This is a genomic window from Ruegeria sp. I1 (assembly GCF_056532675.1).
This window is the reverse complement of the sequence record NZ_JBQFNM010000010.1, coordinates 95,028-120,925: the sequence shown is the minus strand read 5'-3', so window position 1 is coordinate 120,925 and position 25,898 is coordinate 95,028. Positions and strand designations below refer to the sequence as shown.

The following is a 25,898-nucleotide window of genomic DNA, read 5'->3' as shown; positions in this document are numbered from 1 at the left end:
GGTGCCTTGCGTTTTGATATGCTTGACGCGGGATCACTTAACTTCGACCCGACCCGTCTCGGTCCGAGCACGGTTTTGCGGGCGATACATGTCCTCGACCGATGCTGCCGGGTGGTGGAAGGTGCCGGGCGTGACCGCGCGGGCAACATAGGCCAGCGTCACAGTCTCGCCGCCGGACAGATCAACAGCCGCCAGGAAACGGTCCGAGCGGAACTCGGTATGTCTGGCCTCAGACAGGTCCAACCAGTCCAGCGCCCGCACATCGCCTGAGCGCAGCAGGCTTGGGTTGTCGATCTCGATACCGGCGGCCAGCGGATCATCCACCATCAGCCTCGCGCCGCCATTTTCAAAGGGCGTGACCGTCAGAACGGTGACGAACCGGTCGCCAGTGGTGAACGAGGTCGGGTCAAGCGGATCGCCGTCCATCGAATAGTAGGCCCGGTCGATCGCATAGCCGGTGCCGCCCGCCTGCGGCTGTATGGTCGGAATGCCCGTGACGGTCAGGGTGATGTCGGTTGGGTTCGCGTCCGTGGCGGTGATGTTCAACTCATCCGCCAGCACGCTTTCCAGAACCTGAACAAATGGGCCTGAGACCGGAGCGCCATTCACACTCAACCCAGACCCGGACGGGTCCGAGACCAGCGCATGGGCGGCCAGCAGCGACCAAGAGGCCTCTTGCGTGGACAGATACTGCCTGCCAGCGCTGACACGCTGGATCAGGGCGTTGCGGTCCACAGCCTGACTGCCCGCATTCACAGCCAGCGTCAGTAGACCGGCAGCATCGCGCAAATTGGTGCCATAATCCGCACGCCAGAGGGATTGCCCTTGTTCAGGTCGTTGGTCCAGTATTTGGGCCGCACGGGTGAACATGGCATCCGCGCGGGTCTGATCGCCGTATGACGCCAGAGCGGCTCCCAATTGCGCCGCTGCCAGTGGGGTATCGAATGCGTCCCCCTTGGCGTCGGCATAATACCGCAGGTCTCCCATCGAGGCGGCTCCTTCACGCGCGAGCACCATCAGAGCGTAGGCAATGTCCTGACCACCCTTGTCGAAGTCGGGGGCATAGTTGATGCGGTTGCGCAGGTTATCCATGGCCTGTGCAAAGGCCCGGTCGGGTACTGCGTGACCTTGTGCACGGGCGCGCGACAGGAAGTCGGTGACATAAGCGTCCAGCCAGAAATCCCCACTGTTCGCGCGCCAGAGGCCGAAAGCACCGTTCGACGATTGCCGCGTCAGGATGCTGCGGATCGAGTCGTTGATGCGCTGATCCACCAGCGGCCCATCGCCCAGCCCGGTCGCCTGCGCGACCGATGACAGATAGAGCAGCGGCAGCGCCTTGCTGGTGATCTGCTCGGTGCAGCCATAGGGGTAGCGGTTCAACTGATCCAACAGGCCGGGCGTGTCGAACCTCGCCAAAGCGCCTGCGGAGAGGATCGCCTTGGCCGATCCCGGTTGGAAGCCGTCAAAGACATCCTGCGTGAACAGGAAGCTGTCGCCTTCACCCAGCGAAAACCGCCGTGTTTGAGCCACAACAGGGTCATTTGCGCGGATTGGCATCCGCAGGGTCTGTTCCAGATCACGTCCATCCGGTGTCGAGATTGCAACGCTGACCTCCGGGTCTCCGACCGCAAGAGCGCGGATGGGGATTTCGAATGTCGCCCTGCCGCCTTCGTCCAGGACAAAGCTGGTGGGTGCATCGCCCAGTTCCAATCTGGCAGAGGATGTCAGCCCCAACGCCATTTCGCCCGAGGGGCCATCGGCATGCACGACCTCCAGCAACATCCGGCTTTCATCGCCGGGGGCCAGAAAACGCGGCAGGCTGGCGGTGACAACAACCGGGTCGCGGACGATCATTTCGGCCTCGGCCTGACCTACGGCGGCGTTGGACCAGGCCACCGCCATCAGGCGCACGGAGCCGTTAAAGGCGGGCAGCGGGATGTCGATTTCGACCTCGCCGTTGGCGTCGACCTGAACCGGCCCGCTGAACACAGCCATCAGGTCCTGTGTTGGCGGAGGGGATTGCCGCCGCATTCCCGAACTGTCTCCGCCCGAACGCACGGTTCCCATCGCGCCGTTCATACCGTCGATCAATCGACCATAAACATCTCGCAGATCAACGCCCAGACGTCGCTGGCCAAAATAGTAGCCCTGCGGGTCCGGGCTTTCGAACCCGGTCAGGTTCAGGATACCCACGTCCACAGCGGCCAAACTCAGCCAAACAGGATCGTCCTCGCGAGTATTTTCGACCCTAACAATAGCCTTTTGCGCTTGTCGAGGTGAGGTCACACTGGGCACGTCAATTGCCACCTCCAGTGTACGGCCCACCGGTTCGACCGTTGCATGGGCCACGCCCATGGCGCGCGCAGGGTTCTGGCCATCGGCGACATCCATTGGGCGGATCACTGTTGCGGTGACATAGGCACCTGCACCCCAGTCCTCGTTCACCTCGAGCGGGATCACGGTTTCGCCTTCGGACACCTCGACCATCTGGCGATGGATTACCCGGTTGGATAGAACCTCAATTTGCGCCACTCCGGCCATCCGAGGAACGATGCGCAGCTGCGCGGTCTCACCGGGGCGATAGCTGTTGCGGTCCAGCGACATCTCAAGCCGGTCGGGTGAGACCGAGGCATCCGCGGCCTGATACCAACCCGCGGAGAACTCGACCGCCGTTTCCGCGTAAGCGCCATCCAGGCGCTGGACGACCAGCTCATAATGACCCCAATCGACAGGTTGCGACAGGTTTATCGGGTCTGCTGTCGTCTCAATCTCGCCGGTGGCGATGCGCGTGCGACGCGTGGTCGGTTCCCAATTCCAGTTTCCATAAAGCTGATACCATTGATAGCGGGTCTCGACCTTGTTCAGCGTCCAGCGCAGGCGCATGGGTTCCGGCGTCAGATCGGGTGACAGACCGATGATCTGAAACGCCGCCTCGGTACCCTGTTGCAGCACATCCTCAAAGAGTGGTCTGACCCCGATCATCGCCTGCGCAGATTGCACAGGCGCGGTCAGGCGGCGTTCGACCGGGCGGCCCGATCCATCGGCAAGGCGCGCAATGACCACAGCCTCGACGGGTGCACCATCAGTCTCTAACACGGGGATTTCCACGGCAATGGTGGCTTGTCCCGCTGCGTCGGTGCGGGCATCGCCGAAATAGCTGCTGCGGGTTGATGTCTCGGCATCGTAGCGGCCAAAGCGATACGCCTCATAGCCGGGAACGGTGTTAGCAGGGCGGGCGATCACCTGACCATCAATGCTCAGATCCGACCCAGGCGCGCCGAACAGATACCGCGCGTCGATCTGCAAGGGAGGCGTGTCGCCCGGGCGCAACGGCGCATCCGGCAGCGACAGGTCAAAGTCGATGCGTTCGGGCAAAAAGTCTTCGACCAGAATGGTCTGGCGGGCCAGTGCATCGCCTTTGGGGTCAGATTTGACCTCGATTTTCCACGCCCCACGCGGTACATCTGCGGCAACGGGCAGGGCAAAGACGTGCCCACCAGCAACCCCGCCATCTGAGACGGCGCGTCGATATTCAACCCCATCCGGGCGAGACAGGATCACTGTCAGCGGCAGGCCGTCAATCGCCTGCGCGGTGCTGTCCCGCGACAGGGCGGTGACATGAATTACCTCACCAGCGCGATAGGCCCCACGGTCGGTCGTCAGGAACACATCGACGGGTCCGGCAGGTGCGCGCCCCTCGACCCCGCGATCCGACAGGTCAAAGGCCGGGTCGGTCAGGGACAGAAAGCTGAAATCCGCGTCGCCATTGGATACCATAACCAGCGCAGGCGCGCTGCCGCCCGTACCGCGTGTCAGACCGGGTTCGAACCGAATATAGCCGCCGCCATCGGTCTGACCTTTGGCAATCACCGCATTGGCGTTTGAGATCAGCGAAACATCGATCCCCTCCCTCGGCATGGCGTCTGCCAACCCACGCACAGTGACATGCAGCCCATCGATGCCCAGCGCAGTGCTGATCCCCAGGTCGGTCAGCACAAACCACTGGGTCGCGCCGGGATCGTCGTAGGGATCAGCCCCCGGTACGCGCGCTGTTAGCGCATAGATTCCGGCTGGTTGATCGGCAATCGCTTCAGCCATGGGCAGGCGGGCGGTCATGGTCTGGTTCAGCTGGTTCGCAACTTCGGCGGTTCCGCTCCAGATATCCTCGGCGATTTCATCCGAGAACGCCCGTTCCTGCCACTCGCTGAGCGGACGGCCAAAGAAATCCTGCTGCACCGCGCGGATCAGGTTGCGGTCACTGACGCGCCGCAGGGTCAGGTCCAGCGTCGGCGTGTTGACGGTTTCAACCGGCAGCGCGGCATCTGCGGCCTTGGGCAAAACATAACTGCGGCCCGGAAACCGAACCGATGGCGCGCGGTCTCGCACATAATGCGTCAGCTCAACCGTGCGGTTCAGAACCTCTCCGGATGCGGCAGGAAGCCCCTCACGCAACGCAAGGCGATAGCGCTGACCGTGGGCCACGCCATCGACGCACAGGGATTTGCCGTCCAGTTGAACCACCAGCCCCTCATCGCTGCGCTGCACATACGGGTCATAGTCGACCCCGGCCTTGACCAGAGGCTCGGAAAATTCAACGCAGATGCGCGGCGCGGCGGCGTTGCTTTCAACGGTACTGTCGATGACACGAAAGCCATACTTTCCAATGGCGTGGTCCAGGGCGGCCAGCACATCCTCGCGCGGTTGCACCTGTTCGGCCAGCCGCAGGGCCGAGACCATGTCGCGCCCGCGATCCACGGCTTCCAGCGCGTTGGCAAGTGTCATCAGGGCGGCAATCTGTGTGGCCGGTGCATCGGCCCGAAGATACCCGTTGATTGCGGCATCGACCGCGCGCTGACGCTGTTCAAATCGACTGCCATTCGCGGGCGGATTGGCGACCTGCAGCAACCGGGCATATTCGACCCACAGGTCCGGCGCGTCGCTCAGCGATACGCCGGCCCCGGTCCACAGCATCGCCAAGCGATTGTTTTCGGCGGTTCGCGCGGCCTCCAGCAAAGTCTGCAGATCGCGGCCCCCCGCGTTGTGAGTAAACCCCAGGTCCCGGGCCTGTTTTGCCGCTCGGTTAAGGTCTTTCCGACTAAGGAAGTCCAGCGCCTCAGTCCGCGTTTTCCCCAATATTAGGATCTGATCCGAGGTTGGAACTTTCTGCGCTGATAAAGCGCCCTGATACTCTTCCTGTCGGTTGACGCCGCTTTTGGGAAAACAGGCATCCGACCGGGTGTTATAGGTAAAGGCCGTACAGCTTTGATTGGCCGAGCAGGCCCGAATGCAGGACGCCAGATCTGTATCGAACAGCGCATCCAGATCCGAGCCATAGAAATCAGCATCCCGCGTGGTGACATAGCGAAATTCAGGAATTGCGGTTTGGGCAAAGGACGCTATCGGCAGGATCAGGAACGAAATGATGTAAGCAATTGAAATCAAAACAAAGCGGTGCATGACGACCTCCTATTCCAACGTAGCCTCGCACGCGGCCTGCCAGTCACGCAACGGCTTAAACACTTTTTCACCGGTTGGCGGGATGCTGCGCATGGAACGAACGGGATCGAACGCAATGAGTCTTGCACAGAAGCTGGCACAAGAACGACGCGCGCGCCTTGCGGCCGAGCGGATGCTGGAACTGAAACAGGCGGAATTGTCCTCGGCCAATCGCAAGTTGGGTCGCCACGCCATGGCCCTGACCAAGCGCATTGGCGAAACCCAGGCCGAGGTTGAGACGGTCCGGGACGAGAATGAAAAGGTCAAATCCGACCTGACGGTCGCCAATGCCAAGATCGAAGTGGCTGAACGGCGCTTGTGGCATTCGATCCAGACCATTCAGGACGGGTTTGCCTTTTTTGATGGCGGCAGCCGGCTAATCAGTGCCAATACCTCCTATCTGAGCGTGTTCGAAGGGTTGGATGAGGTCACGCCGGGTATCTCATACATGCGTATTCTGGAGCTGCTGACCAGCGAAGGGATTGTGGATATTGGTCGGGAAAGCGCAACCGAATGGTGTTCCCGTATGCAAAGGCGTTGGACGCGTTCCAACCCTCCGCCCGAGGTGGTCCAGCTGTGGAACGGCCAGTACATCCGCCTGATCGACCAACGCGGCAGCGGGGGCGATGTGGTGAGCCTGGCGCTGAACATCACCGCCTCGGTACGGCATGAGGCCGAGTTGCAGGCCGCCCGCGACAGGGCCGAAGCTGCGAACCGCGCCAAATCGGCTTTCCTTGCGAATATGAGCCATGAGATTCGCACGCCGATGAACGGTATCGTCGGCATGACCGAGTTGCTCTCCGAGACGCCGATGGACGAAGAACAACGCCTTTACGTCAATACGATCCGCAACTCAGGTGAGGCTTTGCTGGTCATTATCAACGATGTTCTGGATTACTCGAAAATCGAAGCCGACAAGCTGATCCTGCATCCTGAAAAGTTCGATCTGGAACGCTGTATTCTTGAGGTTGCGATGCTGTTGCAGCCCAGCGTGCGCGACAAAGGCCTGACCCTGCTGGTGGATTATGACCTGTTCCTGCCCACGCTTTTTGTCGGTGATCCGGGGCGGGTGCGGCAGGTGCTGACCAACCTGGTGGGCAATGCAGTCAAGTTCACGACCGAAGGGCATGTGCTGATCCGCGTCACCGGCGTGCCCCATCCCGATCAGCAGCACTGCGACATCCACATTGCGATCGAGGATACCGGGATCGGGATCGAAGCCGACAAAATCGGGCATATTTTTGGAGAGTTCAATCAGGTCGAAGACGAACGCAACCGCCAGTTTGAGGGCACAGGTCTGGGCCTGGCCATCACCAAACGTCTGATCACGATGATGGGCGGCACGGTCTGGGTAGAAAGTGAGCTGGGGCAGGGCTCGTGCTTTGGGTTCCGTATCTCTCTGCCTGCAGCGGAAGGTCCGCAACCCGTGCCGCCTGATCTGGACGGACGTCTGAAGAACGTCATGGTGGTCGAGGATCTGGCCGTGAACCGGGCGATCCTTGAAAAACAACTCAGCCGGATGGGCGCTAAGGTCACCGTCTGCGCATCAGGTAGCGAAGCGCTGTCAAAACTGGATCGATCGATCGATCTGATCCTTTGCGATCACGATCTACCAGATATGGACGGGCTGGAATTGGCAACAACGCTGAAAAATCGCGGTTGGGCCGATCTACCACTGGTGATCATGTCAGCCAATCCGGGTGTCATCCACGCCAATCCCGCCCGGCAGCTGATCGAAGGCGTTTTGCAAAAACCCATCCCTCGCTCCGAACTGTATAGCCGCCTGATCGCACTGGGCAGCGCGGCGCTCAACCCCGACCCCTCAGCCGAGCCAGACCCCGAACTCCGCGCCGAAGGGGGCAGGTTGATGCGTGTTCTGGCAGCCGAGGACAATCGCACCAACCAACTGATCCTGAAGAAGATGGTAAAGGATCTGAATATCGAACTGCGCTTTGCCGGAAACGGGATCGAGGCGGTTGAGGCCTATCACGATTTTACCCCCGACTTGATCTTCATGGATATTTCGATGCCGAAAATGGATGGCAAACAGGCCACCGCTGAGATCCGCAGGCAAGAGATTGAAACCGGGCGGCATGTGCCTATCGTCGCGCTGACTGCCCATGCCATGGCGGGGGATGATCAAGGTATTCTGTCAGCGGGGCTTGATCACTACCTGACCAAACCGCTGCATAAAAAGTTGATCCATCAGATGATCCTGGATCATCTCCCCGGTGGCGTTGCTCCGATCACACCTGAAACGGACTGAAATTGCCTCGCATTCTTCTGTTCAAAAATACCTCGGGGAGCGCGAGGGGCTGGCCCCTCGCTCCAACCGCTTGCCCGACGTATCAGGCCTGATAAGGCCGTACAAAAACCGGTTTGTCCGCCTCCGACAAATCCGCACGATAAGCATATCCACCGCTGTCAAACTCCAGCAACGCCTGCGGATCGGTCAGGCGGTGTTGAACAATGTATCGCGCCATCGCACCGCGGGCTTTCTTTGCAAAGAAGCTCACGATTTTCGGGCTGCCCGCCTTGTCTTCCATAAAGACCGGCGTGATGACGCGTAGTTTCAGGGCTTTCAGGTCCACTGCGCCAAAATACTCCTGACTGGCGCAATTGACTAGAATACCGCTGCCAACCTCTTCGGCCTGCGTATTCAGCGCCTTGCTCAGCTGGTCGCGCCAATATTCATAAAGGTTTTTGCCACGGCGCGTCTTCAGTTTGCTGCCCATCTCCAATCGATAAGGTTGAATTGCATCCAAGGGGCGCAACACGCCATAGAGGCCGGACAGAATGCGCAGGTGATCCTGCGCCCAGGCCATCTCATCCGCATCCAGTGACGCAGCTTCAAGCCCCTGATAGGTGTCGCCAGCAAACGCCAGCGCGGCGGGGCGGGTGGTGTCAGCCTCAGGCGCGTCGGCAAAGGCGCGATAGCGGTCGCGGTTCAGACGCGCCAGATCATCACTGAGGTCCATCAGCTTTTTCAGATCGCCAAGGGTTAGGTTGCGGGTGGTTTTTGACAGTCGGATTGCGTCGTCCTGAAAATCGGGTGACGTGACCTCAACATCCCGCTCTGCCCAGTCCAGCCGCTTGGCCGGGGAAATCACTACCAGCATATCCGCCCTCTTTCCTTGCCTGTCCTGCGGTATCTAGGTCGTTTTGCGTTTTACCAAAAGAGCTTTTGTCGAAAGGCGCGGTCGACCGCAGGGAGAGGCAGCGTCTTTAGACGCCATTGAAACGCGAAACGACCTAGCTCGCATCCCTCAGCACGTCCAGAAAGGCCGCACCAAACCTTTCGTGACGGCGGTCGCCCAGCACCTGTTCGATCCCGCGCGGGTCATCCGGGCGTAGCTGCGCCACCTTCGCCAGTTGCGAGGCAGAGCAAGTCAGTGGTTTGTCGATTCCATCCGGACCACGTGACAACTGGGACTGTACCTCTAGCAAACGGTCATAAATCTCACCCTGATCTCGGCCCGCCAATTTGCGGCGCGCGGGGTGAACTGCAGCGGCCTCGCCCGCGATTACCTCAAGAAACGTGTCGCCATAGCGTTCCAGCTTCTTCGCACCGACCCCGCCAATCCGGGCCATATCATCCAGCGTCATCGGGCGCTTTTCGGCCATTTCGATCAGGGTTCGATCCGGGAAGATGACATAAGCCGGAACACGAGCGGATTCCGCCAAGGCCCGGCGTTTGGCTTTGAGCGCGCTCAGCAATGGCGCGTCTTCCTCGGTCACCATCGCCTTGACCGCAGGACGGCGCGTGGCTTTGCGGATCGTGTCTTTGCGCAGATCAATCTGCGCCTCACCCTTCAGGATGGGTTTCGCTGCCTCGGTCATACGCAGCGCGCCGTGGCGTTCGGGGTCGGGGCGCACCAGATCATGCCCCATCATCTGCCGGAAGATCGCTTGCCATTGTGGTCGGGACCAGTCCTTGCCGATCCCCCAAGTGGACAACGTGTCATGGCGGCGCGCGCGTGTTTTGTCAGTTTCATTGCCCAAAAGAATGTCGATCAGATGGCCTGAACCGAACCATTCCTCAGTGCGCAAGATCGCAGATAGGGCCATGCGCACCGGTGTCGTGCCATCGAAAACCTCAGGCGGGGTATCGCACAGATCGCATTTGCCGCAGGGTTCGGCCTGTTCTCCGAAATAGCCCAGCAGGGTTTGACGGCGACACTTCAAAGCTTCAGCCAACCCCAGCAGTGCATTCAAACGCGCGTGATCGGCCATGCGCCTTTCAGACGGGGCCAGCCCTTCATCGATCTGCGACCGGCGCAGGCGGATGTCGTCGGGGCCGAACAACGTGAGCGTTTCGGCCGGGCCACCATCGCGGCCTGCACGTCCGATCTCTTGATAATAGGCTTCGATGGATTTGGGCAGGTCCGCATGGGCGACCCAACGGATGTCGGGCTTGTCGATCCCCATCCCAAATGCCACGGTGGCCACCACGATCAAACCGTCCTCGCGGGCAAAGCGTGTTTCGACGATGCGACGGTCATCAGGGTCCATGCCGCCATGATAATGACAGGCGATGTGCCCTTCCGCGCGCAGGGCTTGCGCCAGCACCTCTGTCTTGTTGCGGGTGCCGCAATAGACGATGCCCGATTGCCCTTTGCGCGCGGCAGCAAAATCGAGGATCTGTTTGCGAGGCCCGTCCTTTGCGGCAAAGGCCAGATGGATATTGGGCCGATCGAAACCACGCAGGAACTTGCGCGGCGCGGTCCCGTCGAACAGCTTTTCGACGATCTCGTCCTGCGTTTCTGCATCCGCTGTGGCGGTGAACGCGGCCAGAGGCACGTTCAGGGCGCGGCGCAGCTCTCCGATCCGCAGATAGTCGGGCCGGAAATCGTGACCCCATTGGCTGACGCAATGCGCCTCATCCACGGCGATCAGGTTGACATTGATCCGCCGCAGCATCCCTAACGCGGACCCGGCCGCCAGACGTTCTGGGGCCATGTAGAGGAGTTTCAACCGACCGGCCTCCAACGCCTCCCACACCGCATCAGTTTCTTCTGGGGTGTTGCCCGAGGTCAGAGCGCCTGCCTCAACCCCTGCTTCCTGCAACCCGCGCACCTGATCGCGCATCAGGGCGATCAGAGGAGAGATCACCACCGTCACCCCGTCGCGCAGCAGGGCAGGCAATTGGAAGCATAGGGATTTCCCGCCGCCCGTCGGCATGATCGCCAACACGTTTTCGCCAGCGGTCACGGCATCGACGATCTCCTCCTGCCCGGGGCGGAAGGCGTCGAATCCAAAGACATCTCGCAGCAAAGGCGCGGAGTCGAACATCTGCGGGGTGGCCCTGTTTTAAGATTTATCTGCTCTTAAGACAGGACAATCACATACTAAGATTCGGTGAACAAGATGTCAGTAGAAGAACGCGGCATTGTTGGCCAAGATGATGCGTAGGGAAAAAACACCAAGCAGCACGATCAACGGCGCCAAGTCCAACCCGCCCATTGGTGGCAACAGGCGTCGAATTGGCGCGTAGATCGGTTCGAGCAAGCGGTTCAGGCCGTACCAGATCTGCGCAACAAGTTGTTGGTGAAGATTAAGCACCTGAAAGTTGATCAGCCAGCTCATGATCACATGGGCGATCACAATGAACCAGACAACGCTCAGCAACATTTGCAAGATTTGGTATAGAGACTGCATCGGGCACTCCGTTCTTTCACCGGCTGAGACGTAAGCGCCCCGGCGTCAAAGAGCAAGTCTGCGCCAACTGAAAGCTTGCGAAATGGGTGAAACGCCCGTCTTATGACGTCAAAGAACAACAGGGGCAGAGATGGCAGAGATTTCCAGGCGGAAGCGCATTTGGGGCTGGTGGTTCTTTGATTGGGCCAGTCAGCCCTATCACACTTTGTTGGTGACCTTTGTTTTTGGTCCCTATTTCGCCGGGGTGGCGGCTGGCTACTATTCGGGCACGGGTTTGGATGCTGAAGCCGCCGCTGCGCAAGCACAAACCGTCTGGGCGAATTGCTTGACCATCACCGGATTGATCATCGCCTTTGGTGCCCCACTACTGGGGGCAATGGCAGATGTGTCGGGGCGGCGGATTCCTTGGATTTTCTGCTTTTCGGTGATGTATGCGGTGGGTTCGGCGGCGCTGTGGTACACAATGCCCGACGGGTCGAACATGTGGCTGATGCTGTCGGCTTTTGGCCTTGGTTTCGTGGGCGCGGAATATGCGCTGATCTTCGTCAACTCTCAGCTGCCCGATCTGGGGGACGACAGTGAAGTGGGCGAGATTTCCGGTTCGGGATTTGCCTTTGGCTATTTCGGCGGTCTGATCTCTCTGGCGATTATGCTGGCGCTGTTTGTGGAACAGCCCAACGGCAAGACGCTGATCGGGATGGACCCGCTGTTTGGGCTGGATGCGGCGCAACAGCAGGGCACACGCTTTGTCGGGCCGTTCACGGCTGGATGGTTCCTCCTGTTCATGGTGCCGTATTTTCTGTGGGTGCGTGATGACGCACCGACGGACAAAAAGGGCAGTATGGGCGAAGCGCTGAGCCTGCTTGCCAAATCTATTTCGAACCTGCGCCATCGCCTGAGCCTGGCCAGCTATCTGGGCTCGTCCATGTTCTACCGCGATGCGCTAAACGGGCTTTACAGCTTTGGCGGCGTCTATGCCCGCTTGGTGCTGGAATGGGACCTGATCAAGATCGGTGTGTTTGGCATTGTCAGCGTTTTGGCCTCGGCGATCTTCGCTTGGATCGGTGGCAAGATGGATAAGAAATTCGGCCCTAAACCGGTCATACTCGTTGCGATCTGGGTTCTGATCTTTGTGTGTGTGACCGTTGTTTTGATGGACCGAACGCAGATCTACGGCATTTCGCTGCCCGAAGGGTCCGACCTGCCAGATCTGGTCTTCTTTGGTTGCGGTGTGCTGATCGGCGGCATGGGCGGTATCCTGCAATCGGCCAGCCGGTCGATGATGGTGCGCCATACCGATCCTAAAACCCCGGTCGAAAGCTTTGGGCTTTATGGCCTGTCGGGCCGCGCCACGGCCTTTGCCGCACCCCTTCTGATCGGGATTGCAACAGCTGTGACCGGCAGTGCAAGACTGGGGGTGTCACCCATCATACTGTTGTTTATTCTGGGTCTCATACTGATGCGCTGGGTGAAACCTGAAGGGGATCAGAGCAGATGATTTTACGACGTTTTTTAATCGCTTTGGCCGCACTTGCACTGGCAAGCACGGCGACGGCCGAACCTTTGGCGAAACAGCTGTTTGGGGCGAAACGGGTTAACTCACAGCAAAAACCAGCCGCATTCGGCAGTTATTCGCGCGGATGCGCGGCTGGATCGGTGCAATTGCCCGAAACCGGGCCGACATGGCAGGCCATGCGCCTGTCGCGCAACCGAAACTGGGGGCATCCTGTTGCGATAGACTATGTGCAGGACCTCAGCCGGTTTGCCGCAAAGCAACCGGGGTGGAATGGCCTTTATGTCGGGGATATCAGCCAGCCAAGGGGCGGGCCGATGACATCGGGTCATCGGTCTCATCAACTGGGTCTGGATATCGATATCTGGATGCTGCCAGGGGGCGATATGCGCCTGAGCCGCAAAGCACGCGAAAATCTCTCATCCATTTCCCTGCGCCGCTCGAACGGGGCGTTCGTGAACAACAACTGGACGAAACAACACCACGCTGTGCTGCGCGCAGCAGCGAAAGACAAGCGCGTGGCGCGGATTTTTGTCTTCCCCGGGGCCAAGGTTCAGATGTGCAAGGATGAGAAAGGCAACCGTGCTTACCTGCGCAAGATCAGGCCTTGGTGGGGGCATCACTATCATTTCCACGTGCGCCTGAACTGTCCCAGAGGGTCAAAAGGCTGCGTCAATCAGGACCCGATCCCCAAGGGTGATGGCTGCGCTCAGGCGCAGGAATGGGTGAACAACATTCTTAACCCACCACCACCCAACCCGAATGCGCCTGCCCCCAAGAAACGCCGGGAATATGTTCTGGCCGATTTGCCCAAGCAATGCGCCGCCGTTTTGTCGTCAAACTGATTGCTGCATCTCTGTGTGCCGGGTCGGTCTGGGCGGTTGAGGTCAAAACCGCCGCCCAGCTTGGCAGTTATGTCTGGAGGGACAACGCCGCGTGGTTCGGTGGATTCTCGGCGATCCATGTGTCTGACATGGGGCGCCATCTGACGGTTCTCAGCGACCGGGCGACCTTGATAACTGCGCGGGTCGACCGCGACGGGGATCAGATCTCAGGCATTCGCATTCTGGGTCATTGGCCGGTCTTATCCAGTACCGGGCGCATCATGCTGGGCTATGCTGGCGATTCTGAAGGGATCGCGATGGCCCCGGATGGTGGTTTCTACATCTCTTTCGAAGGTGTGCACCGGGTCGCCTACTACCCAGCACCGGGGACAAATGCCCGAGTCTTGCCGCGCCCCAACGCTTTTGATGATTTGGAGCGGAATGGATCGTTCGAAGGGCTGGCGATCGACGACACCGGCCGCCTGTATACGCTCACCGAAAAGAGTCGCACAATAGATGGTGATATCCCGGTCTATCGCTGGGATGGTAAGGCCTGGTCGACGCCTTTCGTGCTGCCGCAACGTGGTCAGTTCCAACCTGTTGCAGCCGATTTCGGCCCCGATGGCCGGTTCTATGTGCTAGAGCGGACGGCCTCCATTACCGGGTTTCGGTCGCGACTGCGGCGGTGGGATGTCTCTGGCGATACCCCAGAAGCAGAGGAAATCCTGTTTGAGACCAGCAAAGGCACGCATGACAATCTGGAGGGCCTATCCGTCTGGCGTGACGATCAAGGGCGGCTGCGCGCCACGATGATCTCGGACGACAATTTTCTGGCGCTGCAACAGACCGAACTGGTCGAATATCTACTGCCCGATTGACAGGTGCAGGGCAAAGGTCTAAACGCACGGCTTGCCTTGGGATGAACCCTTGGCCAAGTCGCCGCTACCTTGTCAAAACGGGCATCTGAAAATGCAACGCTCTTATATTCCCGGCATTATTGCCATGGCCGCCATTGTTGTGGCCTCCAACATTTTGGTCCAGTTCCTGATCCTTGACGGATTGCTGACCTGGGGTGCTTTCACCTATCCGCTGGCCTTTCTGGTCACTGACATCATGAACCGCGTCTATGGCGTGGGTCCCGCCCGCAAGGTCGTGTTTGCCGGGTTTGTCACCGGTATCATCTGTTCGCTGATCGGCAGTCAGATCATGCTGCAAGGCGACGGGTTCACCTATGCCGCTGTCCCACTGCGGATCGCCGTCGCGTCAGGCACCGCCTTCCTGATCGCGCAGCTGACCGATGTGACCATCTTCAATTCGCTGCGCGGTGGCCGTTGGTGGCGCGCACCGCTGGTTTCGACGCTGGTCGGATCGGCGCTGGACACGGCGATTTTCTTTACGCTGGCCTTCTCGGCCTCGGTCACCTTCTTCGGTGCAAACGCTGACGCCGCGATCAACTGGGCGTGGGAGCCTGTGCCGTTCATGCTGTCCGGCCCAATGGCACCGCTCTGGGTGACGCTGGCTTTCGCGGATTGGCTGGTAAAGCTGTCGCTGGCCCTGATTGCCCTGATCCCGTTCAAGATGATCGTCGCTCGTCTGACCGCTGCACAGCCTGCCTAAAAAAGTGCTTTGAGAATGGCGCATCTTGTGTCAGGCTCAAAGTTAACCGCAACAGATAGAAAAGGAGGTGATCCAGTGTCAAGAAAGAGATTGGAGAAAGGTGTCGGAACAACCGGGGGGATCGCCTGCTAGGGCAGCCCTTGGCGGAGCGCTCGCTCCGGCTGGTCGATTGATCTAACCGACCCGACCTCCTGAACTTTCGAAGGGCCGTCCCACCGGGGCGGCCCTTTCTGTTTTCCCTGACGCCTTGTAAGGTCCGCCCCATGTTGCGCATCACCGACGATATCATCCTACAGGATTGGGAAATGACCGAGAGCTTCGTCCGCTCCTCCGGTCCCGGCGGGCAGAATGTCAACAAGGTCTCGACCGCTGTCGAGCTGCGGTTCGAAGCCGCGCGTTCACCGTCGCTGCCCGAGCAGGTGAAGAACCGCCTGAAACGGCTGGCCGGGCGACGCTGGACCAAAGATGGGGCGATCATCATTCAATGTGAGGAAACCCGCTCTCAGGCCCGCAACCGCGAGATCGCGCGCACCCGATTGGCTGAGTTGATTTCAAGGGCGCTGGTCAAGCCCAAGCGGCGGATTGCCACCAAGCCTACCTACGGCTCAGTCAAACGCCGTCTGGCCGCGAAAAAGGCCCGTGGCGACGTCAAGGCGCTGCGCGGGAAAGTATCTGAAGATTGATCTGGTATCTTGCCGACCCGTTGATACTCTGACCCGCAAAAGCGGCAGGAGGATAACACCATGAGGCTGGAGGGGAAAACGGCAATCGTAACCGGCGGTGCGTCTGGGTTCGGGGCCGGGATCGTTCAGACGTTTCTGGCCGAGGGCGCGCGCGTGATGATCGCTGACATCAACGCCGCCGCGGCGCAGGATCTGGCGGTGCAACTGGGTTCTGGCGCGATGGCGCAGCAAGTGGATGTTAGCGACGGGGCGTCGGTTCAGGCGATGGCCGGCGCGGTCGAGGCCGCATATGGGCAGCTCGATATTCTGGTCAACAACGCTGGCGTCACCCATCTGCCCACCCCGCTGGAAGACGTCAGCGAAGAAGATTTTGATCGCGTCTTCAACGTGAACATGAAGTCCGTTTACCTGACTGCCCGCGCCTTTGTTCCGGCGATGAAAGCGCGCGGCGCCGGGGCGATCCTCAACGTCGCCTCAACCGCCGGGCTTTCGCCGCGCCCCAATCTGAACTGGTACAACGCCTCTAAGGGCTGGATGATCACCGCGACGAAAACCATGGCGGTCGAACTGGCCCCCTTTAGCGTACGCGTCAACGCGATCTGCCCGGTCGCGGGGGAAACGCCGCTGCTGAAATCCTTCATGGGCGAAGACACGCCCGAGATTCGAGCCAAGTTCCTCTCGACCATCCCGCTCGGTCGCTTCTCAACCCCTCAGGACATGGCCAATGCCGCCCTGTTCCTCTGCTCGGATGAGGCCAGCATGATCACCGGTACAGCGCTTGAGGTCGACGGTGGCCGCTGCATTTGATCCGCTTTTCTTCTGTTCAAAAATACCTCCGCCGGAGGCAGCACGCACCAGCGCGCTTTCGGCCCAACAAAAAAGGCGAAAATGACCCCCGGACCCCGAAACCTGATCACCGATGTCCCCGGCCTGAAGGTCGGCAATGCGCAGGATGCGGATCTCAAATCCGGCACAACCGTCTTTACGGCGGACGCGCCATTCACTGCTTCGGTTCACGTAATGGGCGGCGCGCCCGGAACACGCGAGACCGATCTTCTGGCCCCCGATAAATCGGTCGCCCATGTCGACGCGATTGCCCTGTCTGGCGGATCAGCCTTTGGGCTCGACGCCTGCTCGGGCGCGTCAGATGCGCTAAGGGCCCAAGGCCGGGGATATCCGGTTGGCAATACTGCGGTCCCCATCGTTCCCGGCGCGATCCTGTTCGATCTATTGAATGGCGGCAACAAAGACTGGCCCGAAAATCCCTACCGCGCATTGGGGCGGCGCGCTTTTGAGGCGGCCAGCGAAGACTTTGTACTAGGCACAGCTGGCGCAGGAACCGGTGCCTTGGCCGCCATGCAGAAGGGCGGGTTGGGCTCGGCTTCAGCAGTGCTAGACACAGGGATCACGGTGGGTGCGCTTGTTGCGGCCAATCCCATGGGGAGCGTAACCACCCAAGGCGACCGGCATTTCTGGGCGGCACCATTCGAACAAGGGAAAGAATTCGGCGGTTTAGGCTCTGATCCGCGCGCCGGTTTGGGTCAGCCTTGTGCGAGCCGCAAGGCCAGCGCAATGCGGGCCGATCCCGAGAAATCAAATACCACAATCGCCATTGTTGCCACCGATGCGGCCTTGTCAAAATCTCAATGTTACAGGCTGGCCGTAGCCGCGCATGATGGTATCGCGCGCGCGGTTTTGCCTGCCCACACACCGGGGGATGGCGATTTGGTCTTTGGCGTCAGTACAGGTGAGGTGCAGTTGGCCAATGATACCGAACTTGGAATGATCGGCCATGCGGCTTCGCTCTGTCTGGCGCGGGCCATCGCGCGCGCGGTCTACCTCGCCTCACCCGCACCCGGCGACCTGCTACCGTGCTGGTCACAGCTCAGATAAACCGGTTAGGCCCGGCGTTTTGCCACAGCGTCACAGCCCCACGCGCGGCAATCTGCGCGTTGACTCACCGGCGCTACAAAGCTCCATTTAGGCCAGCCACGCAAATCTGGAGCAAAGAATATGAATCGTTTCCTCGCCACCACAATCGTCGGCTTGCTTGCCCTGCCTGTTTATGCAGAAGGTGATGCAGAGGCGGGCAAGAAAGCTTTCAACAGATGCAAATCCTGCCACATGATCGCTGACCCTGCGGGCGATGTGATTGTTAAAGGCGGTAAAACCGGACCGAACCTTTACGGGGTCGCAGGCCGTACCGCAGGGACCCTGGAAGGGTTCAAATATGGTGACAGCATTGTCGAAGCCGGCGAAAACGGACTTGTCTGGGACGAAGAAACCTTTGTCGCCTATTCTCAAGATCCCAGAGCCTTCCTGAAAGAATACCTGGATGACACTGCGGCCAAGTCAAAGATGAGTTTCAAACTGAAATCCGGTGGCGAAGATGTCTATGCCTATATCCTCAGCGTATCAGGCGAATAGGATTTCAGATGACCCGATGACAAATCGAAAAGCCGCCTTACCTGCGGCTTTTCGTAAGGTTGATAATCCGACCGATCATTGCCATTTTGTCCCAACGCGGCCCGATCCGGAGCGGATGGGCCCCGATGCCAAGCCGATCCGGCCATAGCACCACATCAAAGTTCGCCAGTCCGATGGATCGGCATCAGGAGACGACATATGGGAATCATGATCCCGGCTTGGGTTGATGGTGAGTTGACCCCCGTGGACAAACTTGAGGCACATGAAAAAGGCCTCAGGCATAAGGCTGTCTCTGTCTTTGTGGTGCGCGGTACTGAAATCCTGATGCAGCGCCGGGCGTTGGGCAAGTATCACACCCCGGGCCTGTGGGCGAACACCTGTTGCACCCATCCTGATTGGGACGAAGGGGCCTCAGCCTGCGCAGTGCGCCGTTTGCGCGAAGAACTCGGGATCACCGGGTTGTATCCCGAGTACCGCCATCGTCTGGAGTATCACGCCGATGTCGGCAACAACCTGATCGAGCATGAGGTGGTGGACGTTTTTCTGGCGCACGTACGCGGCCCGCTGAAGATCGAGCCGAACCCGGACGAAGTGATGGATATTCGCTGGATCGATTATCACGATCTTCTGGCCGAGGTGCAGCGCCACCCGGAACGCTTTACACCCTGGCTCAAAATCTATCTGCACAACCATTCGGACACGATTTTCGGCCCGGACCTGATCATTTCCGCACAATCCTGATGCCAAAGCTTGTGCTGGCCTTGCATGGCGGGTTCAAGCCGCCTAAATCAACGCGTCATGGCAAAGCAGAAGACTGATCCAAACTACAAAGTGATCGCCGAAAACAGGCGTGCCCGCTTCGACTACGCGATCGAAGAGGATATCGAGTGTGGCATCATGCTGGAAGGATCCGAGGTCAAATCCCTTCGGGCCGGTGGATCGAACATCGCCGAAAGCTATGCCTCGGTCGATGATGGCGAGTTGTGGCTGATCAACAGCTACATCGCGCCGTATGAGCAGGCCAAGGTGTTCAAGCACGAAGAACGCCGCCGCCGTAAGTTGCTGGTCTCGCGCAAGGAGTTGTCGAACCTGTGGAATGCAACGCAACGCAAGGGCATGACGCTGGTGCCGTTGGTTCTGTATTTCAACCACAAGGGCCGGGCCAAGCTGAAGATCGGGATCGCCAAGGGTAAAAAGCTTCACGACAAGCGCGAAACCCAGGCCAAGCGTGACTGGTCACGCCAGAAGCAGCGATTGATGAAAGATCACAGCTAGGTCGCGACGTTAGTCGTCCCGCCCAGGCTCATTTGGATTGCTGGAGAACAGAGCAATCTTGTTGCCCTGCGGATCGCGCAGGTATCCAACATAGAAATTGGGTCCGTAAGCGGCACGAAAACCCGGCGCGCCTTCGTCTGATCCGCCAGCAGCCAGTGCGGCGGCATGCAGATCACGCACCTGCTGCTGATTTTGCGCTTCGAATGCGGTCATTGACCCGTTGCCCGCCGAGGCGGGTGCTCCGTCAAAGGTGGGTTTGACATAGAACTCGGGCAACACCGGTGATTGGTCCGGTTCCACTGGCAGGGCATAGCTTAGACCTTCGGGCCCTTCCTCAAGCTCATAGCCCAACGCAGGCATGAAGGCCGAATAGAACCGCTTGGCCTGTCCGACGTCATCGGTGCCAACCGTGACATAGCTGATCATTGTATCCCTCCTCGTCTTGGAAGCCCAAGACAATAGATTTTAGAATGACATGGCCGCCTGTACAGCACGTTGCCAGCGGGCATAGGCGGCATCGCGGGCATCCTGCGCCATCTGGGGCTCAAAGCGTTTATCAAGCTGCCAGGTCTGGGCGAAACCCTCCTGATCAGGATAGACGCCCGCTTTCATCCCGGCCAGCCATGCCGCGCCCAATGCGGTTGTTTCCTGCATCACCGGGCGATCCACCGGGGCCCCCAGACAGTTCGACAGGCCCTGCATGGTCCAGTCTGACGCGCTCATCCCGCCATCGACACGCAGGATCACATTAGCCTCGGCGCCCCAATCGCCTTGCATGGCATGCCACAGGTCGCGGGTCTGAAAGGCGATACTGTCCAGCGTGGCGCGGGCAATCTCGGCCCGGCCTGAATTGCGCGTCAGCCCGAACATCGCGCCCCGGCAATCAGGCTTCCAATAGGGTGCACCAAGGCCGGTGAAGGCAGGGACCAGAACCACATGCTGAGTCGGGTCGGCCTGCGCCGCCAGATCGCCGCTTTGCGGGGCGGCATCGATGATTTTCAGCGCATCCCGCAGCCATTGCACCGCAGCCCCCGCGATAAAGATCGAACCTTCCAGCGCATAGGTCTTTTGCCCGTCTAACTGATAACCAATGGTGGTCAGCAGACGGTTTTTTGAGGCGACGGGCTGCGCGCCCGTGTTCAGCAGCGCAAAACACCCTGTGCCATAGGTTGATTTCATCATGCCGGGTTGAAAGCAGGCCTGACCGATCGTGGCGGCCTGCTGATCCCCTGCGACACCCAGAATTGGTATGTTGCCACCCAGCAGGGACGTGCTGCCAAAATCAGCCGCGCAATCCAGCACCTCTGGCAGCATCGTCAAAGGCACGTCCAGCAGGTCACAAATCTCGGGGCTCCACGCGCCTTTGTGAATGTCGAACAGAAGGGTGCGCGCGGCGTTGGTCGCATCGGTGACGTGGCAACGGCCTTCGGTTAGACGCCAGATCAGAAAGCTGTCGATGGTGCCAAACAGCAGCTCTTGGGCCGCGGCCCGGTCGCGGGCTCCGTCGACGGTATCCAGAAGCCATTTGACCTTGGTGCCCGAAAAATAGGGGTCCAGTAGCAACCCAGTTTGGGCCGTCACATCATCCTCGCACCCGGCTTGTTTGTAGCGGGCGCAGATCTCGGCGGTGCGACGGTCCTGCCAGACGATAGCGTTGTGGATGGCTTTGCCGGTGGTCTTGTCCCAGACCACGGTGGTTTCGCGCTGATTAGTGATGCCGATCCCGGCGATCTGGTCGGCCGAGACGCCGCTGGTCTCCATCACCTCACGGCAGACGGTCAGAACGCTGTCCCAGATATCCTCAACATCATGTTCAACCCAGCCTTCCTGCGGGAAATGCTGAGGAAATTCGCGCTGGGCGGTGCCGACGGCCTGCATTTGTGCGTCGAACAAGATCGCGCGCGAGGACGTGGTGCCCTGATCGATTGCCAGAATATAGGTCATTGCCTGCGCTCCTCCCCCGCATGGTTTTGCGGGACTTTAGCGCAAACACTCGCGCAGGGGCCAGAGCAGAAATCAGGCCGCCGGAATGGGGGTATTGTCGATCAGGCGCACGCCATCGGCCCACGCGGTGACGAACAGCCGGGCCGGGCGTGATGCATTGGGCAGGGGCTCAAGCGTTTCGGCACAACGCAGATCGATATATTCCACCTCGGTGAACCCCGCGGCCAGCAAGTCATCCCTTGCTTGCTCTGCAAGTGGCTCGAACGGTGCGCCGGCGGCGAGTTCTTTGGCCATCGCTTGCATAAGCGTGTTCTTTCGCGCTGCGATCTTTAGCCCTTTGGCCGACAGCCGCAGGTTGCGCGATGACATGGCCAAACCCGAGGGCTCGCGGACCGTAGGGCAGCCCACAACTTCAACGGGGATGTCCAGATCACGGGCCATACGGCGGACGACAAGCAGTTGCTGATAATCTTTTTCGCCGAAATAGGCTTTATCCGCCTGCGTTTGCAGGAAAAGTTTGGCAACCACTGTGGCGACGCCCTCGAAATGGCCGGGGCGGAAGGGACCCTCCATCATATCAGTGAGGCCGCCGACGATCACAGTGGTTGAAAAGCCTGCCGGGTAGATTTCATCGGGATCGGGCACATAAATCGCATCAACACCGTAAGGGACCAGCTTTTGCGCATCCTCGCTCTGGGTACGCGGATAATTGGTCAGATCTTCGGGGTTGTTGAACTGTTTGGGGTTCACAAAGATCGTGACGATCACGCGGTCCGTGCCTGCCTTGGCGGCCTGAACCAGTGACAGATGCCCCTGGTGCAGCGCGCCCATGGTGGGCACAACGCCGATGATTTCGCTCTTGCGGTGCCATTCGGTCGTCAGCGCGCGCAGATCGGCCAGACGGCGCAGGATTGGTGCGGTCATGTCTTGGACCCTTTGGCCGGGGCCTGATCGGCAAAGACATGTTCATCCGCCGGGAAACTGCGCGCGCGCACCTCGGCGGCGTATTCGGCTATCGCGGCCTCGGCCAGCGGGCCCAGTTCGGCATAGCGTTTCACGAATTTCGGTTTGAAGGCAGTGAAAAAGCCCACCATGTCGTCAACCACAAGGATTTGCCCATCGCACCCGGCAGAGGCTCCGATACCGATTGTCGGGATCGTAACTTCGTTGGTGATCTGGTCGGCCAAACCTTGCGGAACCTTCTCTAACACGACAGAAAAGGCGCCTGCTTCGGTGACAGCGTGGGCATCGGCCAAAACGGCCTCGGCTTGTTCGTCGCGCCCCTGCACCTTGTAGCCGCCCAGGGTGTTGATCGATTGCGGTGTCAGGCCGATATGCGCCATCACCGGAATGCCGCGCTTGACCAGAAAGCGGATGGTTTCGGCCATCTCGACCCCACCTTCCAGTTTGACAGCCCCAGCCCCGGTTTCTGCCATGAGACGGGCAGCGTTGCGGAACGCCTTTGCCGGGCTTTCCTCGTAGCTGCCGAATGGCATGTCGATGACCATCATTGCACTGTCCAACCCACGGGCAACGGCCTGCCCGTGCAGGATCATCATCTCCATCGTCACGCCAAGGGTCGATTCCAGCCCGTGCAGCACCATGCCAACGCTGTCGCCCACCAGCACAAAGTCGCAATGGGTGTCCATCAAACGCGCCATCGGGGTGGTATAGGCGGTCAGACTGACCAGCGGCTCGCCCCCCTTCCGGGCGCGAATATCCTCTGCATTTGGGGCTTTTTTGCGGGCGGTGGCACTCATGTTCGCTCCTTGCGGGGTTCATGTTGCAGTGCGGCATAACAGATCGAACAGGGCCCACGAAACCCCGGTTGCGCGAACATTTTCTTGAATGACCTTAGGTTTAGGGGAACACTAGGCCCAGAAAAGCCCGCAAACACGCGGCTGCGTTGACTTCAACGGGGAGAGTTTCCATGACTAAGCAGGTGTTTCGAACCTTTGGCTCGGTGCTGGCGCTGAGCGCCGGAGTGCTGGCAACACAAGCGATGGCCCAATCGGACATTACAATCGCCATGCAGCTAGAACCGCCTCATCTGGACCCGACCAGCGCGGCTGCTCAGGCCATCGATTCGGTGGTCTACACCAATATCTTCGAAGGCCTGACCCGGTTCATGGGCGATGGTTCGGTCGTGCCGGGGCTGGCGGAAAGCTGGGAAATCTCGGATGACGGCACCGTTTATACCTTCAAGCTGCGCGATCGAGTGAGTTTCCATGATGGCAGCGCGATGGATGCTGAAGACGTTAAATTCAGCCTTGATCGCGCAATGGCCGAAGACAGTGCTAACGCGCAGAAGGCCCTGTTTGCCGGAATTGAAAGCGTCGAGGCTGTCGACCCGCTGACCGTCAAGGTCTCCCTGTCCGAACCAAACGGCAACTTCCTGTTCAACATGGCGTGGGGTGATGCGGTGATCGTCGCGCCGGAAAGCATCGACGACATCAAGACCAGCCCGGTTGGCACCGGGGCTTTCACCTTTGGCGAATGGGTGCAGGGCGATAGCATCACATTGAACCGCAATCCTGACTATTGGGGTGATCAGCCTGCATTAGAGAGTGCGACGTTCAAATTCATCTCGGACCCGACCGCGGCTTTTGCTGCCATGATGGCTGAAGATGTGGATGTGTTCGACAATTTCCCAGCGCCCGAAAACCTGCCTCAGTTCGAGGCTGATCCGCGCTTTCAGGTCCTTGTTGGCTCGACCGAAGGCGAAACGATCCTGTCGACCAACAACAAGCAAGCGCCGTTCGACGATATCCGCGTCCGGCAGGCTCTGGCCCATGCGATTGATCGTCAGGCCATCATTGACGGAGCCATGTTCGGCTATGGCACCCCAATCGGAACCCATTTTGCACCGCATAACCCGGCCTATGTCGATCTGACTGGGCAGTCTGCTTATGACCCGGAAAAGGCCAAGGCTATGCTGGCTGAGGCCGGGTTTGCCGAAGGCTTTGAGACTACGCTGCACCTGCCGCCCCCGTCCTATGCGCGCCGGGGTGGAGAGATCATCGCAGCACAATTGGCCGAAGTAGGGATCACCGCCGAGATCATCAATGTAGAATGGGCACAATGGCTGGAATCCGTGTTCAAGGGCAAGGATTTCGGACTGACCATCGTCAGCCACACCGAACCGATGGATATCGGCATCTATGCACGGCCCGATTATTATTTCCAATACGACAGCACCGATTTTCAGGCCTTGATGGAGTTGCTGAACACCACCACCGACCCTGAAGAGCGGGCCCGGTTGATGGGTGAAGCGCAGCGCCTGATTTCCAACGACTATGTCAACGGATACCTGTTCCAGCTGGCCAAACTGGGTGTGGCTAAGGCGGGCGTGCAGGGGTTGTGGCAGAACGCGCCGACAGCGGCGATTGATCTGACGGCAATCAGCTGGGCGGAGTAGCGTTCAGTCTAAGGAAAGGCCAATGATCAAACGCTCTTTCCTCACCTTGATGGTCCTGGCGCAGCTATGTGTTGCGCCATCCGCATCGGCAGAGACCACTTTGGATGCGGCAGTAGCCTTGTGGCTGGACGGCGACGATGCCAAGGCGTTGCCAATGTTGGCGGCGCTGGCGGCGTCTGGCAATTCGGATGCGCGTTTGTTGCTGGGCCGGATCGAAACCACAGATCTTGGGCCATCCCCGTTTCGGCAGAGCCTTGAGCCTGCCGAATCCCGCGCCCTGTTCCGGCGTCGCGACAACAGCAATTTCGGCACGTCCTGGCTTACCATTGAGGCCGCCAGGGGGAATGCACTGGCGCAGGCCTTAATGCGAGCCAGGCAGCCTCAGCCTGATCCCGATCAGGTGAAGCGTCTCAACGATCTTGGTGAACATCAAGCCACAGATTACCCAACGCGGATCGTTGCGTTGTATGGCAGTCAGGCGATGCGGGATGAGTTGCGCGCCGATGACGGGACCATGGACGATCTGCAGCCTTATCTGGCATATCTTTCGGACAGTCCTGAACCCCGCGGGGATGGTTTGGCGGCGCTGCGCCATATTCAGCCCGACCCGGTTTCGGCGAACTCGGAGCAGGCGCTTGGAATGGCTGGTGTTTTGGCGTTGGGGTTGGGCTATGGCGATCTGTCACCGGGTAACCCGTGGCGGCCCGCCGTGGAGAATTGGCTGATGACAGCCGAGGCGACGCGACCCATCGCGCAACTTTGCAACACGCATTGTACGGCAGAGGCTCCGGCCTGCTCCTTTGCCTTCCTCGCGCTTCTGGGCGGGTACTTCGAGGTCATCCGTATCGACAGCCCCTTTGAGACCGTCATCCCGCAATCGCAGTTTCTGGACAGCCCACGTGCCCGGTTGATGGTGTTACGCCGAGCGGCTTTGGCACGTACCGAAACCAATCTGGAAACGCTGGCAGAATCAGCCCCTGCGCAAGAGCTTTCGGCCTGCGCCCTCGATCTGGTTCGGCAAGAGCAGCGTAAGTATAACTAGC

General features: G+C 59.6%; 21 protein-coding genes. 13 read left to right on the top strand and 8 right to left on the bottom strand.

The genetic code is table 11. From position 1 onward, the window contains the following. Nucleotides 1-33: 33 nt before the first annotated feature. Nucleotides 34-5,457: an alpha-2-macroglobulin family protein gene (locus ACR0DH_RS17395; RefSeq protein WP_480550970.1), complete on the bottom strand. Its 5,424-nt coding sequence runs from the start codon at nt 5,455-5,457 to the stop codon at nt 34-36. A gap of 115 nt (nt 5,458-5,572) precedes the next feature. On the opposite strand from ACR0DH_RS17395, the gene ACR0DH_RS17390 reads away from it, so the two are divergent. Beyond that, nucleotides 5,573-7,762 (top strand): response regulator, encoded by a 2,190-nt coding sequence (locus ACR0DH_RS17390; protein ID WP_480550972.1) that lies wholly within the window; start codon nt 5,573-5,575, stop codon nt 7,760-7,762. An 82-nt stretch (nt 7,763-7,844) separates the two neighbouring features. Here ACR0DH_RS17390 and yaaA read toward each other — a convergent pair whose 3' ends face one another. The 3 genes from yaaA to ACR0DH_RS17375 all read right to left on the bottom strand — a co-directional run bounded on the left by yaaA (nt 7,845) and on the right by ACR0DH_RS17375 (nt 11,154). Beyond that, entirely contained in the window at nt 7,845-8,615 is a 771-nt protein-coding gene (gene yaaA / locus ACR0DH_RS17385) for a peroxide stress protein YaaA (RefSeq protein ID WP_480550974.1), read from the bottom strand. A gap of 133 nt (nt 8,616-8,748) precedes the next feature. After that, nucleotides 8,749-10,788 carry a DNA helicase RecQ gene (gene recQ / locus ACR0DH_RS17380; protein ID WP_480550976.1) on the bottom strand — a complete coding sequence of 680 codons (2,040 nt, stop codon included), beginning with the start codon at nt 10,786-10,788 and terminating at the stop codon, nt 8,749-8,751. Between the two features lie 78 nt (nt 10,789-10,866). Then, the gene (locus ACR0DH_RS17375; RefSeq protein ID WP_170533946.1) at nt 10,867-11,154 is read right to left on the bottom strand and encodes a YggT family protein; all 288 of its coding nucleotides are present in this window, start codon (nt 11,152-11,154) and stop codon (nt 10,867-10,869) included. Between the two features lie 130 nt (nt 11,155-11,284). Between ACR0DH_RS17375 and ACR0DH_RS17370 the strand changes: the two genes are divergently transcribed. The 10 genes from ACR0DH_RS17370 (at nt 11,285) to smpB (ending at nt 19,493) form a co-directional block, all read left to right on the top strand. Continuing rightward, the gene (locus ACR0DH_RS17370; protein ID WP_480550978.1) at nt 11,285-12,652 is read left to right on the top strand and encodes an MFS transporter; all 1,368 of its coding nucleotides are present in this window, start codon (nt 11,285-11,287) and stop codon (nt 12,650-12,652) included. Continuing rightward, nucleotides 12,649-13,512, top strand: coding sequence for a penicillin-insensitive murein endopeptidase (gene mepA, locus ACR0DH_RS17365; RefSeq protein ID WP_480550980.1), 864 nt, complete (start codon nt 12,649-12,651; stop codon nt 13,510-13,512). Before ACR0DH_RS17370 ends, mepA begins: the two co-directional genes overlap by 4 nt. Next, nucleotides 13,485-14,369, top strand: coding sequence for an esterase-like activity of phytase family protein (locus tag ACR0DH_RS17360; protein WP_480550982.1), 885 nt, complete (start codon nt 13,485-13,487; stop codon nt 14,367-14,369). Before mepA ends, ACR0DH_RS17360 begins: the two co-directional genes overlap by 28 nt. 91 nt (nt 14,370-14,460) lie before the next feature. Next, complete coding sequence (locus tag ACR0DH_RS17355; RefSeq protein WP_480550984.1) at nt 14,461-15,108, top strand: queuosine precursor transporter; 648 nt, start codon at nt 14,461-14,463, stop codon at nt 15,106-15,108. Nucleotides 15,109-15,371: 263 nt separating this feature from the next. Continuing rightward, nucleotides 15,372-15,791 (top strand): alternative ribosome rescue aminoacyl-tRNA hydrolase ArfB, encoded by a 420-nt coding sequence (gene arfB / locus ACR0DH_RS17350; protein ID WP_480550986.1) that lies wholly within the window; start codon nt 15,372-15,374, stop codon nt 15,789-15,791. 60 nt (nt 15,792-15,851) lie between these two features. After that, nucleotides 15,852-16,598, top strand: a complete 747-nt coding sequence (locus ACR0DH_RS17345; RefSeq protein WP_480550988.1) for an SDR family oxidoreductase — start codon at nt 15,852-15,854, stop codon at nt 16,596-16,598. An 81-nt stretch (nt 16,599-16,679) separates the two neighbouring features. Beyond that, nucleotides 16,680-17,684, top strand: coding sequence for a P1 family peptidase (locus ACR0DH_RS17340; protein WP_480550990.1), 1,005 nt, complete (start codon nt 16,680-16,682; stop codon nt 17,682-17,684). Between the two features lie 120 nt (nt 17,685-17,804). Continuing rightward, nucleotides 17,805-18,218: a c-type cytochrome gene (locus ACR0DH_RS17335; RefSeq protein ID WP_480500269.1), complete on the top strand. Its 414-nt coding sequence runs from the start codon at nt 17,805-17,807 to the stop codon at nt 18,216-18,218. Nucleotides 18,219-18,416: 198 nt separating this feature from the next. Continuing rightward, on the top strand, nt 18,417-18,959 hold the full coding sequence (gene idi / locus ACR0DH_RS17330) for an isopentenyl-diphosphate Delta-isomerase (RefSeq protein ID WP_353008698.1): 543 nt from the start codon (nt 18,417-18,419) through the stop codon (nt 18,957-18,959). Nucleotides 18,960-19,016: 57 nt separating this feature from the next. Beyond that, nucleotides 19,017-19,493, top strand: coding sequence for an SsrA-binding protein SmpB (gene smpB / locus ACR0DH_RS17325; protein ID WP_170379480.1), 477 nt, complete (start codon nt 19,017-19,019; stop codon nt 19,491-19,493). 9 nt (nt 19,494-19,502) lie between these two features. On the opposite strand, the gene ACR0DH_RS17320 is transcribed toward smpB, so the two are convergent. The 4 genes from ACR0DH_RS17320 to panB form a co-directional block, all read right to left on the bottom strand. Further along, nucleotides 19,503-19,919, bottom strand: coding sequence for a VOC family protein (locus ACR0DH_RS17320; RefSeq protein WP_480550992.1), 417 nt, complete (start codon nt 19,917-19,919; stop codon nt 19,503-19,505). A gap of 39 nt (nt 19,920-19,958) precedes the next feature. Continuing rightward, on the bottom strand, nt 19,959-21,437 hold the full coding sequence (glpK, locus tag ACR0DH_RS17315; RefSeq protein ID WP_480550994.1) for a glycerol kinase GlpK: 1,479 nt from the start codon (nt 21,435-21,437) through the stop codon (nt 19,959-19,961). A 72-nt stretch (nt 21,438-21,509) separates the two neighbouring features. Then, entirely contained in the window at nt 21,510-22,361 is an 852-nt protein-coding gene (panC, locus tag ACR0DH_RS17310; protein ID WP_480550996.1) for a pantoate--beta-alanine ligase, read from the bottom strand. Further along, complete coding sequence (gene panB / locus ACR0DH_RS17305; RefSeq protein ID WP_480550998.1) at nt 22,358-23,197, bottom strand: 3-methyl-2-oxobutanoate hydroxymethyltransferase; 840 nt, start codon at nt 23,195-23,197, stop codon at nt 22,358-22,360. Before panB ends, panC begins: the two co-directional genes overlap by 4 nt. Nucleotides 23,198-23,367: 170 nt before the next feature. Between panB and ACR0DH_RS17300 the strand changes: the two genes are divergently transcribed. Next, nucleotides 23,368-24,855 carry an ABC transporter substrate-binding protein gene (locus tag ACR0DH_RS17300; RefSeq protein ID WP_480551000.1) on the top strand — a complete coding sequence of 496 codons (1,488 nt, stop codon included), beginning with the start codon at nt 23,368-23,370 and terminating at the stop codon, nt 24,853-24,855. A 22-nt stretch (nt 24,856-24,877) separates the two neighbouring features. Continuing rightward, nucleotides 24,878-25,897: a hypothetical protein gene (locus ACR0DH_RS17295; RefSeq protein ID WP_480551002.1), complete on the top strand. Its 1,020-nt coding sequence runs from the start codon at nt 24,878-24,880 to the stop codon at nt 25,895-25,897. Nucleotide 25,898: the final 1 nt, after the last annotated feature.